This window comes from Nocardiopsis sp. CNT312 (assembly GCF_000515115.1).
Taxonomy (GTDB): Bacteria; Actinomycetota; Actinomycetes; order Streptosporangiales; family Streptosporangiaceae; genus Nocardiopsis.
The window spans coordinates 84,992-100,653 of the sequence record NZ_AZXF01000013.1; the positions used below are offsets into that span (position 1 = coordinate 84,992).

The 15,662-nt window shown below is 73.8% G+C and carries 14 protein-coding genes; 5 read left to right on the top strand and 9 right to left on the bottom strand.

Annotation, left to right across the window (positions count from 1 at the left end; translation table 11 throughout):
- Positions 1 to 35 precede the first annotated feature (35 nt).
- Together B042_RS0105125 and B042_RS0105130 are read left to right on the top strand one after the other, a co-directional pair.
- On the top strand, positions 36 to 923 hold the full coding sequence (locus B042_RS0105125) for a sulfotransferase (RefSeq protein ID WP_036553936.1): 888 nt from the start codon (positions 36 to 38) through the stop codon (positions 921 to 923).
- Positions 924 to 1,017: 94 nt separating this feature from the next.
- Positions 1,018 to 2,124 carry a glycoside hydrolase family 26 protein gene (locus tag B042_RS0105130; RefSeq protein ID WP_036554001.1) on the top strand — a complete coding sequence of 369 codons (1,107 nt, stop codon included), beginning with the start codon at positions 1,018 to 1,020 and terminating at the stop codon, positions 2,122 to 2,124.
- Positions 2,125 to 2,139: 15 nt separating this feature from the next.
- Here the strand turns inward: B042_RS0105130 and B042_RS0105135 are convergent, their stop codons facing one another.
- The 8 genes from B042_RS0105135 to B042_RS0105170 form a co-directional block, all read right to left on the bottom strand.
- Positions 2,140 to 3,639 (bottom strand): glycosyltransferase, encoded by a 1,500-nt coding sequence (locus B042_RS0105135; protein WP_028647359.1) that lies wholly within the window; start codon positions 3,637 to 3,639, stop codon positions 2,140 to 2,142.
- Positions 3,636 to 4,094 (bottom strand): polysaccharide biosynthesis protein, encoded by a 459-nt coding sequence (locus B042_RS0105140; RefSeq protein WP_028647360.1) that lies wholly within the window; start codon positions 4,092 to 4,094, stop codon positions 3,636 to 3,638. The genes B042_RS0105135 and B042_RS0105140 overlap by 4 nt, the downstream gene beginning before the upstream one ends.
- A 25-nt stretch (positions 4,095 to 4,119) precedes the next feature.
- Positions 4,120 to 5,655, bottom strand: coding sequence for a lipopolysaccharide biosynthesis protein (locus B042_RS0105145; protein ID WP_036553938.1), 1,536 nt, complete (start codon positions 5,653 to 5,655; stop codon positions 4,120 to 4,122).
- The gene (locus B042_RS0105150; RefSeq protein WP_028647362.1) at positions 5,625 to 6,503 is read right to left on the bottom strand and encodes a sulfotransferase domain-containing protein; all 879 of its coding nucleotides are present in this window, start codon (positions 6,501 to 6,503) and stop codon (positions 5,625 to 5,627) included. Before B042_RS0105150 ends, B042_RS0105145 begins: the two co-directional genes overlap by 31 nt.
- 47 nt (positions 6,504 to 6,550) lie before the next feature.
- The gene (locus B042_RS0105155) at positions 6,551 to 7,774 is read right to left on the bottom strand and encodes an aminoglycoside phosphotransferase (protein ID WP_028647363.1); all 1,224 of its coding nucleotides are present in this window, start codon (positions 7,772 to 7,774) and stop codon (positions 6,551 to 6,553) included.
- Entirely contained in the window at positions 7,764 to 9,164 is a 1,401-nt protein-coding gene (locus B042_RS0105160) for an O-antigen ligase family protein (RefSeq protein ID WP_231493833.1), read from the bottom strand. The genes B042_RS0105155 and B042_RS0105160 overlap by 11 nt, the downstream gene beginning before the upstream one ends.
- Complete coding sequence (locus B042_RS26915; protein ID WP_028647365.1) at positions 9,164 to 10,813, bottom strand: Wzz/FepE/Etk N-terminal domain-containing protein; 1,650 nt, start codon at positions 10,811 to 10,813, stop codon at positions 9,164 to 9,166. Before B042_RS26915 ends, B042_RS0105160 begins: the two co-directional genes overlap by 1 nt.
- 197 nt (positions 10,814 to 11,010) lie before the next feature.
- The gene (locus B042_RS0105170; protein WP_028647366.1) at positions 11,011 to 11,406 is read right to left on the bottom strand and encodes a hypothetical protein; all 396 of its coding nucleotides are present in this window, start codon (positions 11,404 to 11,406) and stop codon (positions 11,011 to 11,013) included.
- A gap of 406 nt (positions 11,407 to 11,812) precedes the next feature.
- Here B042_RS0105170 and purN point away from each other — a divergent pair, with 406 nt between their 5' ends.
- From purN to B042_RS0105185, 3 genes are read left to right on the top strand one after another with little or no spacing between them, the layout of a single operon-like run.
- Positions 11,813 to 12,448 (top strand): phosphoribosylglycinamide formyltransferase, encoded by a 636-nt coding sequence (gene purN, locus B042_RS0105175; protein WP_028647367.1) that lies wholly within the window; start codon positions 11,813 to 11,815, stop codon positions 12,446 to 12,448.
- Positions 12,445 to 14,010, top strand: coding sequence for a bifunctional phosphoribosylaminoimidazolecarboxamide formyltransferase/IMP cyclohydrolase (gene purH, locus B042_RS0105180; RefSeq protein ID WP_028647368.1), 1,566 nt, complete (start codon positions 12,445 to 12,447; stop codon positions 14,008 to 14,010). The genes purN and purH overlap by 4 nt, the downstream gene beginning before the upstream one ends.
- Positions 14,011 to 14,029: 19 nt before the next feature.
- A complete protein-coding gene (locus B042_RS0105185; RefSeq protein ID WP_028647369.1) occupies positions 14,030 to 14,881 on the top strand; it encodes a bifunctional methylenetetrahydrofolate dehydrogenase/methenyltetrahydrofolate cyclohydrolase in 852 nt (283 codons plus the stop codon).
- A 96-nt stretch (positions 14,882 to 14,977) separates the two neighbouring features.
- Here B042_RS0105185 and B042_RS0105190 read toward each other — a convergent pair whose 3' ends face one another.
- A complete protein-coding gene (locus B042_RS0105190; protein ID WP_028647370.1) occupies positions 14,978 to 15,583 on the bottom strand; it encodes an FHA domain-containing protein in 606 nt (201 codons plus the stop codon).
- Positions 15,584 to 15,662: the final 79 nt, after the last annotated feature.

Genomic DNA, 15,662 nt, shown 5'->3' on the forward strand with positions numbered 1-15,662 from the left:
GTGTGGATGGCTATCGTCTGGTGTTCGTCGGAGGGATGGGGCGTTCCGGGTCGACCCTGATCGAGCGGCTCTTGGGGGAACTGCCCGGGTTCTGCCCGGTGGGTGAGACCGTGCACCTGTGGCGGCGCGGCCTCGTCGAGAACGAGCGGTGCGGCTGCGGCGCCCCCTTCCACGACTGTGGTTTCTGGGCCGAGGTCGGCAAGGAGGCCTTCGGCGGCTGGGAGCGTCTCGACGCCCCGGACCTGCTGCGGCTCAAGGCGGGGGTCGACCGGACCCGCCACCTGCCCGCGCTGCTGCGCGGCACGGTCCCCGGCCCCCTGGCCTCGCGGGGCGAGCGCTACACCGGGTTCTACCACCGCCTGTACGCTGCGGTGGCGCGGGTCGGCGGCGCGCACGTGATCGTAGACGCCAGCAAACACGCCTCGCTCGCCGCGTGCCTGTTCCGGCGCTACGGCACCCGGATGCGGTTGCTCCACGTGGTCAGGGACCCCAGGGCGGTTGCCCACTCCTGGAGCAAGCGCATCGCGCGCCCCGACGCCTCCCCGGCCAGCAGCGAGCCGGAGATGGCGCGCTACGGCACCGGGCGGGCGGCGGTGCAGTGGATGGTGCAGAACACCGCCTTCGAGGCGCTGGAGCGCCGCGGCTTGCCCACCCTGCGGGTGCGCTACGAGGACTTCGTGACCGACCCGGCGGCCGAGTTCGCCCGGATCGCCGCGTTCGTCGGCCACGGGGGCGCGCTGCCCGACCTGGAGGGCGGCCTCGGCGCGGCGGCGACGCACGCGGTGTCGGGCAACCCGATGCGCTTCACCGGCGGACCGCTGGGGGTGCGTCCGGACCACGGGTGGCGCGCCTCCCTGGCGCCGTGGCGCAGGCGCCTGGTCACGGCGCTGACCGCGCCCGTACGCGGGCGGTACGACTACTGAGCGCGGATTCCCGGTTCCGCATGTGTCCACATTGTGACAATGGGTAGTTATTTCATTACTCCAGGATGGCATATGCGAAGTGGGGGAGTGCGACGTGCTCAGGAGACCGGGACGCGGACTGGCGGCGACAGGGGCGGCACTGGCCACCCTGGTCCTGGCGGGAGGGGTGTCCGCGTCGGGTGACGGACGCGGCGAGGAGCACATGCCCGCCTCGGACCGCTGGGTGCCGCTGCTCGGGCTCGCCCTGCCGCAGTGGTACGGGTGCACGGTCTCGGAGATCCTCGAACCCTCGTGCGGTGTGTGGTGGGGCGCCAGCCCCTACGAGGACGACGTGGAGCCGCTGGAGGAGCTCGTTGACCGGGACATGGACCTCGTCTACACCTGGCGCGGGGTCGACCAGGGGCACGTCCCCGGCAAGCGGGAGAAGCGGCTGGTCGCCCAGGGGCGCATCGTGCACACCAACATCGAGGCGCGCCGCTTCAACGAACGCGGCCACCCCGCCGTCGACTACGAGGACATCATCGACGGCGAGTACGACGCCTCGCTGCGCTCCCAGGCCCGGGGGATCGCCGCCCTGAAGGTCCCCTACTTCGTCACCTTCGACCACGAGGCGGACGCGGGCAGGCGCTACAAGGTGCGCGGTACCCCGGAGGAGTTCGTGGCCGCCTGGCGGCACGTGGTCGACCTGTACCGCGAGGAGGGCGCCGACAACGCCGTCTGGGTGTGGAACGTGACCGGGTGGCCGGGCAACCTGGACCGGCTCCCCGGGCTGTGGCCCGGCAACGGCTACGTCGACTGGATCAGTTGGGAGGGCTACAACATGACCGGCTGTGAGAGCCACCCCGGCTGGACGCACGTGGTCTCCTTCGAGGAGGCCATCGCGCCCGCCTACGAGTGGATCCAGAGCGAGGGCCCCGAGCACGGTATCGACCCGGACAAGCCGGTGATGATCGGTGAGATGGGCACCACCGACATCGGCCCCGCCCAGACCCTGCTCTGGTACGCCGACATCCCGGGAGTCCTCAAGCGCTACGAGCGGATCCGCGCCGTCAAGCTCTGGGACAACCGGACCACGCACGAGTGCGACTTCCGGATCGGGGCCAACGAGTTCGCCAGGCTGGGCTATCGGGTGGCCGGGCTGGACCCCTACGTCCACATGCCCGGCCGGGTCCACCGCCTGTCGGAACTCACCGGCGACTGACCGGGGCCGGGCCGGTCAGAGGCCCTTGCCCCGCAGGTGCAGCGCGCGCAGCACCCACCCGGAGGGCAGTCCGAGCACGACGAGCAGTGCCAGGTAGGCGCGCCCCTCGACGGCCCTGTGCCGCAGGGTGGTGCGCACCCACCGCAGGGCGGTGCCGCGCCGTCCCGCCGCCGCCTCGGCGAAGGCGATCTGGCCAGCCACCCGCGCGTAGCCCCGGCGGACGAGGGAGAACTCGGGGTAGCGGTCCAGGAGCCAGCGCAGGGCACTGGAGATGGTCTTCCAGCGGCCCGCGAAGTGCGACCGGCGGTGCCACAGGACGCGCACTCCCGGTTCGGGCACGTTCCTGATCGGCCCTCGGCGCGCCATCCGCAACAGCAGTTCGTAGTCCTCCGCGTAGCTGCCCGGGATCTCCTCGCTCACGGTGCCGCACCCGTCGACCATCGCCCGCCGCCTGATCAGGAACGTCGACGGGTGCAGTTCGGTCAGCCGCGAGCCCAACAGGTCGCCGAAGGTGACGCTGGTGCGGTCCAGTACCCGCTCGGACTCGGTCCTGTCGTAGACCACCCGGATGCCGCAGCACACCATCTCGGTGTCCGGTTCGGCGACCATGACGCGGACCTGGGCCCGCAGTTTGTCCGGGAGCCACGTGTCGTCGTCGTCGCAGAAGGCCACCAGGTCGGTGTCCGCGGCCAGGACCCCGGTGTTGCGCGCCCCGGCCAGGCCCGGGGTGAGGGTGTTGGTCACCACGCGCACCGGGCGGTCGCCGCCGCGGCGGGTGAGCGAGGGGTCCGGCTGGTCGTTGTCGAAGACCACGATCGCGGTGATACGGCCCGGGTAGTCCTGCTCGTCGATCGAGCGCAGGGTGCGCCGCAGCAGTTCGGGCCGGTCCCGCGTCGGGACCACCACGGTCACGTCGGGCCAGGGGCCCTCGGCGGAGACGGTGGGCACCGGTTCGGGGGACGCCGGGGCATCGGTGAGCAGGTCGATGAGCTTCCCGGCCCGCAGCGCGGCGCGGTCGGGACCGGGCCCGTCCCCGGGGCGGACCAGGAAGTCCTCCGGGGAGGCGAGCGCCTTGTCGATCAACGCCTCCAGCTGCTGGGGGGTGGAGCACGCCCGGACGCGCCCGGACCGCTCCAGGCGCTCCACGAACAGGAGCTGGTGGTCGTCGACGTGCTCGTCCAGTTCGGGGTCGCGGGCCACGACGATGGGCAGGCGTCCGTTGTCGCGTGCCTGCACGATGCTTCCCGGCCCCCCGTGGGTGACCACGGCCCGGGCCCGGCGCATGTGCCGGCCGAGCTCAGCCGGCGGCAGGAACGGGGTCCCCTGGGCCCGCTCGGGGGGCGCGCTGTGTCCGTGCTGCACCAGGACACGCAGATCGGGGTTGCGGCGGGCGTAGTCGTCGGCCCACCGGACCAGGCGGTCGAACGTGTGGTGGTCGGTGCCGACGCTGACCAGCACGTCGGGGTGGTTCCGGTCATGGGAGTGCGGTGTCGTGCGGGTGGTCTCTTCGGTCAAAGCAGCGGTCCTACCGTGATGGCGCCGGGCATGAACGACCGCTGCTCCTCCCACTGGGCGAGGAACAGGCGGGTGAACGGGCGGCACAGCCGGGCGGTGAGGGTGGGGGTGTCGATGCGGTCGTAGACCTCGATGTAGACGGTCGGCACTCTCAGCAGCCAGGCCAGGGCGAAGAACGGCAGGGCGACCCCGGCCCCGGTCGACACGACCGCCGCCGGGCGCCGTTCGCGCAGGACCCGCGCGGCCAGGAGCGTGTTGCGCGCGAGGTTGCCCACGTGGCGGGTGGTGGGGTGGTGGGCCCAGCGCACGTCCTCACCGCGCAGGGAGGCAGCCGCGTCGGGGGCGCGGAACGTCACCCACAGGCGCTCCCTCCCCGACCACCAGGGCCGCAGGGACAGCAACTGGGTGAGATGGCCGCCGTTGGACGACACCAGGAGGATCGGTCGATCGGACATGCCGTCATCATGTCATAACACACAGTCACATCGCGGGGATGTGCGCGCACTGACGGGGAGAGAGGTGGCCGCGCAGCCGCCACACCGTCAGCGCGTGGCCCAACGCACCGGCCGCCACGGCCGCCGCCAGCACGGCGAACCCCTCGCCCAGGGTCGCCCGTGCGAGCAGGGGGAGGGAGGCGAACCAGCAGAGCGCGCTGCCCGTGGCGATCATCACCGGGCCGTTGAACGGGTACAGCCTCACCTGGTGCCGCAACTGCCACAGTGGCAGCAGCTTGCGCACCGCTTGGGCCGCCACCAGCGCCACCGCCGCCCCGGTCGCGCCCAGTACGGGGATCAGGGCCGCGCACCCCAGGAGGTTCACCGCCAGGGACAGGCCGTTGTTGAGCAGGTTGAGCCCGGTCCGCCCGCTCATCGTCAGCACCAGGTCGCCCATGCCCAGCGCGGACGCGGTGAGCTGGCCGGCGCACACCACGGCCAGCGCCGTGGCGCCCGTGGCGTAGTCCGGGCCGAACAGGGCCATGATCAGGGGCGCGCATCCCAGACCGGTGAGGTACAGGGGCCACGTCACGCACACCAGCCACGACGTCCCCGCTTGGTACAGGGTGCGCACACCCGTGTGGTCCTCCTCCGCCGCTAGTTCCGCGAACCGGGGCTGGGCCGCCGACAGCACCGCCTGCGTGGCGAACTGCCCGCCGACCATGATCCGGGTCGAGGCCGTGAACACCGCGGCCTCCGCGAGCCCGCCCAGGAACGCCGCCAGCACCACTCCGCCGCGCTGCACGCCCATCTGTGCGATCCCGGCCACCGCGCGCGGCAGCGCGAACCCCCAGAACGTCCGCGGCGTGACCCCCTCCGCAGTGTCCCCCGCACCGAGGGGCGGTCTCCGGGCGGCGCCCCGCGAGAGGATCCGGCCCAGCCAGAACCAGGCCAGCACGGCCGCGGGCAGGTACGGTCCCGCCCACGCGAGGGTCAGCAGACCCGCCGACCCCGACAGCCCCACCGCCACCACCAGCCCCAACTGGGCCAGCGGTCGCCCCACCTTGTCCACCAGCACCGTCGCGGCCATGACATGGTGGGCGCGCGTGGCCGCCAGAGCCGTGTCGAGCATGACCGCGCAGGGCAGGAACACGGCCAGGATCCGCAGGTAGAGGGCGGCGTCCGCCACGGCCAGGGCGCGGGCCATCGGTTCGGCGAAGACCATCAGCGCACCGCCCGCGGCCACCGACACCGCGGTGGCCGGCCCCGCCGCGAGCCGCAGGAGCGCGGCCGTCCCCCCGGCCGTGCCGTGGACGCGCAGCCGGGCGATGAAGTACACCAGGCCGTCCGGGGCGCCCGCCCCTGCCACCACCGCCGCGATCAGGAACACCGAGGTCGCGGAGAACAGCAGCCCCGCCGTCTCCTGGGAGAAGGCCCGGGTGACGGTGACGGTCAGCGCCAGCCCGAGCACCGCGCTGACGGCGGCCCCCGCCATGTTGAGGACCCCGCCCCGCAGGACGCGGCCCAGCCCGGAATCGTCGGTGGAGGCGGTCACGCTCGCCACGAGGGGGTGCGCCCCCACCAGCGGGTCAGCGCGGCGTCGCTCTCGGCGAAGCGGTCGGTCAGCTCGGCGCGCAGCGACGCGGGCATCGCCGACCGGCCGCGCGCGTTGTGGCGGCCGGGGACCAGCCCCGGGCCGGGGGGCAGGCCGAGGAAGCGCTCGATCGCCGACAGCTCCCGCGCGGTGCCGTCGAACAGCTCCGCGTGGTCCACGGCGTGCACCCGGTCCCGGCCCAGGTACCGCTCCAGTCGTGCGAGCTGGTCGGCGTACCGGCCGCGTGCCAGGTAGGCGTGGTGCTGGTGGGAGTGGGACCGGTATCCCGGCTCCTCCGTCAGCCGCGCCTCCTCACCCGCCAGCCGCCGCTCCTCCAGATCGACCGCACGGGCGAAGGGCTCGGTCTCGAACCCGCGGGCGCTCTCGTGGGCGTGCGCCGAGTAGGCGCGCTCCACGGGGTCGCGCAGGATCACCACGACCCTGACACCGGGCAGGTCGCGGGCGATCCGCCGTGCGGCCAGCGGGTGGAACAGGTAGTAGGGGCTGGACTCCATCACACGCACCCGGGGGCGTCCCTCCCGTTCCCGCACGGAGGACAGCAGCGGGAAGTGCGCCCGGTACCACGCGAGCCCCCGGGCGTAGTCCGTGTCGAAGTAGTGCACCCCCTTGCGCAGGGTCGGCCCCGTGACTGCCGGGTGCTGGGACAGGCACTTGAACAGGGACGTGGTCCCCGCACGCTGGGCACCGCAGATGAGCAGGTCCGGCAGGGCGCGGGCGGAACTGGTCACGGCCCCCACCCCGTCGGCCAGGGGCAGCAGGGCCTGCCGGACCGGGGCGGCCAGGCGGCGCAGGGCGGGGCGGGTGTCCTGTGGCATCACGGGGTCCTTCCATGACGGGTGGGTCGTGTGTGGGGCGGCGGCCGTCAGCCGGTGCGGGCGGCCTCGTGCGCGGCCCTCTCCCGGAGGACCTCCAGAGCGGGCAGCAGCCAGTCGTCCACGGCCGCCATCGAGGCCCCGCACTCGTCCTGGCGGTCGTGCAGGTACCGGGTGGCCAGATCGATCAGGTACAGGGCCATCACCGTCGACACCGCGTGTGCGCCCAGCCCCGTTCCGGACATCAGGGGGTCGAGCAGCAGACGGGGGCCGCTGTCCAGCCACCGGTGCACACCCGGGTGCACCCCCGCCTGGACGCACTCGTTGAGGTCGTAGTGCAGCGCGTCGAAGCCCACGGGGGCGTCCATGGCCAACCGCTCCCAGTCCCAGACGAAGGCACGCCGCGCGGTGCCGGCGATGTTCCACCTGGTCAGATCGCCGTGCCAGGCCCCGAACGGCAGGCGCACGTCCGGCAGCCCGACCAGGGCCTCACGCAGCGGCGCGGCCTCCGGGCGCGCCCCCAGGCGCAGGATCCGCTCGGCCAGGGCACGCCGGTAGGGGCTCTCCGCCAAGTGCAGCGTGCGGCTCCCCGCCAGGTCGGCGATCTGGGTGACACAGCGCAGCAGCTGGTGGCGGGTGGGACGGTCGGTCTGGTAGCCCACAGGCAGCGCCTCCTGCACCAGCAGGGGGTAGCCGTTCCACTCGCCCTCGTGGAGCAGGCGCGGGACCGTCACGTCCGGGAGGCGCGCGTCGGCCAGGCGGCGCAGCGCACGGCTCTCGTCACGCACCAGGCGCGACGTCAGGTCGTTCACGGCGACCTTGGCGTAGCCCACGGTACGGCCCCCGGGGGTGAGCAGCAGGAGCACTGGTTTGCGGTTGGCGCGCGGCGGACCGAGGTGGATCGCGACCGCCAGCTCCCGGTCGAGCGCCGACGCGAGCGCGTGCTCGATTCCGGGCCCCGCCCCCACGTACAGCCGGTCGCGCAGCACCAGGGGGGCCAGCCCGGTGGTGAACGCCGCGGCCAGGAGCGCCGCACGCAGCCGGTCCGCTGCCGAGTGCCTCCGGGAGAAGGACGCGATGCCCCGGGTGGCGGCCGAGCGGTCGTAGACGGGCAGGATGACCCGCGGATCGCGCGCGCTGGGCACGGGCAGGTACTGCTGTCCCCGGTCCCGGCGGGCGCGTCGGCCCACCTCCCCGTCCCCGGGCCCGAGCAGGCCGCCGCACGGCCACAGCACCGCGGCGAGATCGGTCAGGTAGGTCGTCTCACGGTTCACCGGGGCCCCCAGGCAGGCACACCCCTCCCCGAAGGGCCGGAGTCGGCCGTTCGAGGCGCCAGAGCAGGGCGAGAGCGATCACGGTGACCGCCATCGGGGACATCAGCGCCACGTAGAAGAACATGTACCAGAACAGCAGCAGCACGGTCAGGAGCGCGCCCTGGCCCACCGGCGAGGCCTGCGCCCGGTGGCGCCACACCGTCCAGGCGGGGAAGGCCAGGAACAGGAGGGCGCCCGCCCAGCCGTGGGCGACCACAGTCATCCACAGTTGGCCCGCGTTGCCGATGACGTGCTGTCCGCACTCCGGGCACTCGGCCGTGGGACCGATCGCGATCGAGTCCGAACTGCCCAGTGCCTGCCGCGTGGTGCCCCAGCCCAGGACGGGGGAGTGGGCGGCGGCGTCGACGGCCGCGGAGTTGGTCGCGGCGCGGCCGTCGTCGCTGTGCGGGTTCTCGGCGCGTGCGCGCACCGTCTCCCCCAGGGGCGACACCGCCAGTGCCAGTACTCCCACCGCGACGGCCGCCGCGCACGCAGCCGCCAGGGCCGTGTGCCCCCGGCGCAGCGTCTGGACGAGCGCGTAGACCAGCGACAGCGCCAGCCCCGCCCACACGGCGCGGTTGAGGGAGTGGACGACCGGCAGCACCGCCAGCGCGCCCGCCGCCAGCGCCCCCCAGCGCGCGGCACGGCCCCCCTGGAGGAACCAGCCCACCACCAGCCACACCAGCAGGAGGGAGACCATGTACCCCCAGGTGTTGGTGTACTCCCACGGTGCTTTCGGCCGGGCGCTCTCGTAACCGAAGACGTCCATGACCTGCGCCGAGGCCGGGTGCACCAGGGCCTGGACGAAGGGGTCCGAAGCCAGCGTGCCCGGAAGGAGGTGCTCCAGCGGCGCCGTGAACTCCAGTCGCGGGGCGAACACGCCCAGGTAGCCGCCCGCGATGGTGGCCAGGCACAGGACGGACAGGCACCACACGACCGTGCGCGTGGGCAGTTCGCGCTCGGACAGGTTCCCGACGTAGAGCATGAGGACGGTCAGCACCAGGTAGTTCACGACGCGCAGCACCGCCCCGGCGTAGCCGCCGCTGTCGGGGACGGTCCCCGGGGCCTCCAGCGGCACCAGAGCCAGGCCCAGCACGGTCCAGGCGAGGAAGAGCCCCCACATCCAGAACCCCGGGGGCAGGCGCAGGCCCACCCGCCGGTGGCGGCGCAGCAGTTCCGCCGCCATCGGCACGGCGAACAGCCAGTACGCGAACTGCCCCAAGCCCAGCGCCCACCACAGTGGATATCCGGCCAGCAGCCAGACCAGCGGACGCCCGGACGTGGCCGCCGGCACACCGAGGAGCACCGAACCGGCACGGGCACCGCGCACGGACGCGGAAGCGCCCGCCATCAGTTCCCGGCCTTGGCGGAGCCGACGGAGGCGGCCGGGGCCGCACCGGCCGTGAGCCCGTCGGACGAGGGGCCGCCGGACGAGGGGCCGCCGGACGAGGGGCCGCCGGACGAGGGGCCGTCGGACCCCTTGACCCGGGTGGGCCGGGCCTGTGAGCGGGGCTGGCGGGGCAGGACGGCCGCTCCGGCCACGGGTACCCCGAACCGCGCGGCCGTGTCCAGCAGCGACCTCAGGTCGGCCCGGCGGGTGCGGCCAGCCTCGACGACCGGAAGGAGCAGGTCCACCGAGGCGGACAGAGCGTGGACGTCGGCGCGCTCGGCAGCTGAGGGCACGGCGATCACCGTGTACTCGGCCCTCTCCCGCAACAGGCGGACCAGACCCGGCATCGCGGTGCCCTGCACGTCGGCGGCGCTGCCGGGGCGGCCGTAGCGCAGCACGCGCAGGTGTGCGGCCGCGGCGGATCGCGTCTCCAGTTCGGCGGGGTCGGTGCCGCCCGTCAGGGCCTCGGCCAGCCCCGGGCCCTCGGCCAGCCCCAGCAGTGCGGCGCCCCCCGGGTCGGGGTCGGCGCACACGAGCAGGGTGTCGGAGCCGGTACGGACCAGGGCCGCCGCCAGGTCGGCCGCCGCGGCGGTCCCGGCGCGTCCGGACGCGGTGGCGGCCACGAGCAGGACACCGCCGCGCCTGCGGGCCCCGGAGGCGTCCCGGGCGCGCAGGCGGGCGCGTACGGCGTGCGCGGCCCCGTTGACGTGCTGGCCGCCCCGGTCGCCGTCGTCCGGCAGCAGGGGGGAGCCTCCGGCGGTGGCGGACAGGTCCATCAGCACCGGGACGCCGCCGATCCGCCCGGTGTCCTCGGCACCGCGCAGGAACGGGTCCAGACGGTCGCGGGCCGCGGCCAGGAGCAGCCCGGCGAGCAGCCCGAGCGCCGCACCCGCGGGCAGCCACAGGGCCGGCAGGGGGGCGGCGGCGCCCTCGGGGAGGGCGGCCGGGGTGATGACCCGGCCGGGGCGGAGCGTCTCCCGGAGGGTGCCGAGCGGGCTGATGTCGCCGCCGAGGTCGGCGATCTCCGCGCGGAGGGCGACCGCCCGGGTGGAGTCGCCCTTCAGACCGGACAGCTCCTCGTAGCGCAGTTCCTGCTCCCCGCGCAGGGCCTCCAAGCGGTCGGAGAGGAGTTCCTGGACGTAGGCCTCACGCTGGGCGAGGTAGGCCTCGGCGTAGGCGTCGGCACCGCGGCGGGCGGCTTCCGGGCTCCCGGCCGCGTAGGTCACCTCCAGCACGTTGCTGTTGGCGGGGACCGTCAGGGACAAGCGCTCGCGCAGATCGGAGGTGGAGGGCGGTGCTCCGCCAGCCCCACCGAGCCGTTCGGCGACGGCGGCGGAGACCTCGTCGGAGAGGAGCACCTGCGCCTCGGTGTCCAGGTTGATGTCCCCCGTGAGCCGTCCGGCCTGCTCGCCGGTGAGCTCGGGCAGCTCCGTGGGGCGGACCTGGACGGCGGCGGTGGACTCGTAGGTGCGGGGCAGCGCCAGAACGCCGGCCGTGGCGAGGAGCGTTCCGCCGAGGACCCCGGCGGCCACCGTCCGCCAGCGGCGTCGCAGCAGGGCCGTGTACTCCCTCAGTTCCGGTCCGGGCGGGACGGCGGCCTCAGTGTCCATCTGAGCCTTTCCACGCGAGCAGTGGTGTCAGCACTTTTGGTCAATGGTTGTGCACTGAGTGTAGTTCCTTTGCGGGTCGGCGCAGTGAGGGAAACGGCCGTTTCGGCTAGGAGCAGTGCGGGAGGGCGGCCAGTCACCAAGCCGGCACGCACGGGTGCGGCGGGAAGCCCCGCCGCACCCGTGCGGGGAAGACGGGGTCAGGCGACGAACGACGGCAGCACCGGGGGCAGGCCGGTACCGGACTCCCAGGCCTCGTCGCAGGCCTTCTGGGTGCTCACGGTGTGCGCGCGTACGGAGCAGTCACGGTAGGCGGTGATCTCCTCGTCGTAGACCACGAACATGGCACCCGCGGCGGCCGTGATGAGGATGCCCGCCGCGCCGACCACCACGCTCGCCGCCGCGACGGGCGCGTAGGTGCTGTTCTTCCGGGCGGCGCGGCGCGCCGCCCGGAAGCCCTGGACGACCCCGAACACGGACAGCACCACGCCGTAGGGCAGAAAGAGCAGGGCGGCCGCTCCCAGGAACAGGCCCCACAGGCCGCCCCGCTCGAGCTTGGGCGGCTGCTCGTCGGCTCTGGGCTCCTTGTCGGTCACGTTCACTCCTTCGGTACGCCCCTAGGGGCGCCGTGCCCCCGCGCGCGGGGGCACGGGGCATGCGTCGGTGTCGGCGGGTCCGGGGACGGAGCGGGCCCGCGTCGGCCGGGCCGCGGGCGGCCTACGACCGGTCCCCGTGGGTCTGACGCTACCTGGCCGGATAGGGTGGGGGATCGGGCGGGCCGAGTCGATCCGTCCGGCACCCGTCGGCCTCGCACGCGGACCGTGCCCCGCCCGGGGCGCGGAGGTCACCCTCCGCGACGCGGTGGTCGCGCTCCACCGAGAGCCCGTCGCGGGTGCCGCCGAAACCCCGTCCGGACGCCGCGCCGTTCCCGGCGCCCCGGGCACGGGAGTCCCGCTCCCGCACGGTTCTCTACACGCTGGGAGACGCACATTGTCCGCGCGAGTGGTCGTCCTCATATCGGGCACGGGCAGCAACATGTCGGCCCTGGTCGAAGCGGCCCGGGATCCCGCCTACGGCGCCGAGGTGGTGGCCGTGGGATCGGACCGCCGGGGTACGCGGGGCATCGAACGGGCCGAGGCGGCCGGCGTGTCCGCGTTCGTCGTCCCCTTCCGGGACTACGCCGACCGCTTCGAGTGGAACCGGGCCATGGCCGAGGCGATCAGCGCCCACGAGCCGGACCTGGTGGTCTCCGCCGGGTTCATGCGCATCCTCGGCCCCGCCGTCCTCCAGCGCCACACCGCGGTCAACATCCACCCCGCTCTGCTCCCCTCGTTCCCGGGCGCGCACGCCGTGCGTGACGCGCTCGCCCACGGTGTCCGGATCACCGGCACCACCATCCACTTCCTCGACGAGGGCGTCGACTCCGGTCCGATCATCGACCAGGTCGCGGTGCCCGTCGAGGACGGCGACGACGAGTCCAGCCTCCACGAGCGGATCAAGACCGTGGAACGGCGGATGCTCGTCGACACGGTCGGCAGGCTCGCCCGGGAGGGCTGGACGGTCGACGGCAGGCACGTGCGGTTCGGCCGCACCGAGCACAGCGTCACGGACGCGAGCGACACGAAGGAGAACCGGTGACCCAGCAGGCCATCAGGCGTGCGTTGATCAGCGTGTACGACAAGACCGGTCTGGAGGAGTTGGGCAAGGGCCTGGCACAGTCCGGTGTGGAGATCGTCTCCACCGGCTCGACGGCCGCACGGCTGCGGGACGCCGGCGTCCCCGTCATCCCCGTCGATGACGTCACCGGGTTCCCGGAGATCATGGAGGGCCGGGTCAAGACCCTGCACCCCCACGTGCACGCCGGACTCCTCGCCGATCAGACCAACCCCGACCACGTCGCCACGATCGAGGGCCTGGGCATCGCCCCCTTCGACCTGGTGGTGGTCAACCTCTACCCCTTCCAGGACACCGTCGCCTCCGGGGCCTGCGCCGCCGACTGCGTCGAGAAGATCGACATCGGCGGACCGGCCATGGTCCGCGCCTCGGCCAAGAACCACGCCAGCGTCGCCGTGGTCGTCGACCCGAACGCCTATGACACCGTCCTCGGCGCGGTGCGCGGCGGCGGGTTCACCCTGGAGCAGCGCAAGCACCTGGCGGGCCTGGCCTTCCGGCACACCGCCGTCTACGACGCCGCGGTCGCCTCCTGGTTCGCCGACTCCTACGCCCCCGACACCGAGGCCGCCGAGTCCGGGTGGCCCGCCTTCCTGGGCACCGGCCACGCACGCAGGGACGTCCTGCGCTACGGCGAGAACCCGCACCAGAAGGCGGCGCTGTACACGGCTGAGGGCACCGCCCCCGCCGGGCTGGCCGGGGCGGTGCAACTGCATGGCAAGGCGATGTCCTACAACAACTACGTCGACGCCGACGCCGCCCTGCGCGCGGCCCACGACTTCGGCGACCCGTGCGTGGCGATCATCAAGCACGCCAACCCGTGCGGTATCGCCGTGGGCTCCGACAACGCCGAGGCCCACCGCAAGGCGCACGCCTGCGACCCCGTGTCGGCCTACGGCGGCGTCATCGCCACCAACCGGCCCGTCGGCGAGGAGCTGGCCGGGCAGGTCAAGGAGATCTTCACCGAGGTCGTCGTCGCCCCGGCCTTCGACGAGGCCGCCCTGGCGATCCTCACCGCGAAGAAGAACATCCGCCTCCTCGCGGTCGCGGACCCGGCCGCCCCCGCCGTCGAGCGGCGCCAGATCAGCGGCGGCCTGCTGGCCCAGTCCCGCGACCTCATCGACGCTGAGGGCGACGACCCCGCGAACTGGGAGCTGGCGACCGGGCGGCCCGCCGACGCGCGGACCCTGGCCGATCTCGCCTTCGCCTGGCGGGCGGTGCGCTCGGTCAAGTCCAACGCCATCCTGCTCGCCGCCGACGGCGCCACCGTGGGTGTGGGCATGGGCCAGGTCAACCGGGTGGACTCGGCCCGGCTCGCCGTCACCCGCGCCGGCGACCGGGTGCGGGGGGCGGTCGCCGCCAGTGACGCCTTCTTCCCCTTCCCCGACGGCCTGGAGATCCTCACCGAGGCGGGAGTGAGCGCCGTGGTCCAACCGGGCGGCTCCATCCGGGACGAGGCTGTCGTCGCCGCGGCCGAGGCCGCCGGTGTCACCATGTACCTCACCCGCACCCGTCACTTCTTCCACTGATCGTGAGGAGCCCGAGCACATGAGCGCGACGATTCTCGACGGCAAGGCCGTCGCGAAGGCCATCCGCGGCGACCTGGCCGAGCGGGTGGCCAAGCTCAAGGCCAAGGGGGTCGTCCCCGGCCTGGGCACGGTCCTGGTCGGCGACGACCCGGGCAGCCACTCCTACGTCCGGGGCAAGCACCGCGACTGCGCGCAGGTGGGGATCGCCAGTATCCGCCGCGACCTGCCCGCCGACGCAGCCCAGGAGGACGTGGAGCGGGCGGTGCGTGAGTTGAACGCGAACCCGGACTGCACCGGCTACATCGTCCAGTTGCCCCTGCCCCGGGGGCTGGACGAGAACCGGGTGCTGGGCCTCATCGACCCGGACAAGGACGCCGACGGCCTCCAGCCCTCCAACCTGGGCAAGCTGGTGCTCATGCAGGACGCCCCGCTGCCGTGCACGCCGCGCGGCATCGTGGAGCTGCTGCGCCGCTACGACGTGCCGCTCAAGGGTGCCGAGGTGGTCGTGGTGGGCCGTGGTGTGACGGTGGGCCGCCCCCTGGGCCTGCTGCTGACCCGCCGGACGGAGAACGCCACGGTCACCCTGTGCCACACCGGTACGCGTGACCTCGCCGAGCACACCCGCCGTGCCGACGTCATCGTCGCCGGGGCCGGCGTACCCGGACTCATCACCAAGGACATGGTCCGCCCGGGTGCGGCGGTGCTGGACGTGGGCGTCTCGCGCACCGGGGACGGCCTGGTGGGCGACGTGCGGCCCGACGTCGCCGAGACGGCCGGGTTCCTGTCCCCCAACCCTGGTGGTGTGGGCCCGATGACCCGGGCCATGCTGCTGGTCAACGTCGTGGAGCGGGCCGAGCGCCTGGCCGCGTGAGACACGGGCGGTGGTGCCGGGGCGCCACCGCCCGTCAACCACCACGGGTGAGCACCGTCCGGGCCCGTGAGGACGCAGAGAGCGCAGCGGGGGCCGTCAGCTCGCCTCGCGCGCCGGCTCCCCGGCCGGTGTCGGCCGGACCAGGCCGAGCGCGACGACCTCGTTGGCCAGCCGGGTTCGGCGGTTCTGCCCTTCGGGTATGCGGAACTTCTGGTACAGCCGCAGGAGGTGCTGCTTGACCGCGGCCTCCGTGACGACGAGGTCCTCGGCGATGTCGCGGGCCGTGGCCGGTGCGACGAAGGCCTCCTCCGACAGCGCGGGCTGGCACAGGGCGGAGAGCACGTCGAGTTCGCGACGGGTGAGCTCGGGTGCCGCGCCGCGGCGGAGTTCGATGTCGGGGCTGATCTGCTCCCGGTGCAGGCCGGCCACGCGGCAGCGCGCGGTGCCGAAGGTCACCACGTCGTCCTCTTCGAGCACCCGGCGGGCGACGGGTCTGCCGTTGACGCGTGTGCCGTTGCGCGACAGGCCCAGGTCGACGACGTACACGTAGGGGCCGCGGCGGACGAGTTCGGCGTGCAGCAGGGAGACGCTGCGGTCTGCGAGGCGGATGTCGGCGCCCTTGCCGCGTCCGACGGTGGTCACCTCACCGGTGATCTGGTGGAGGTCACCGGTCTCTTCGACCCGGAGATGGGGCCCGTCCACAGTGGCTCCTCCCGGACTGGTGGTGTGGCGCGGCCGGTGGATGTGCGGGTGGCGGCGGGGGCGGGGCGGCTGTCGAGTG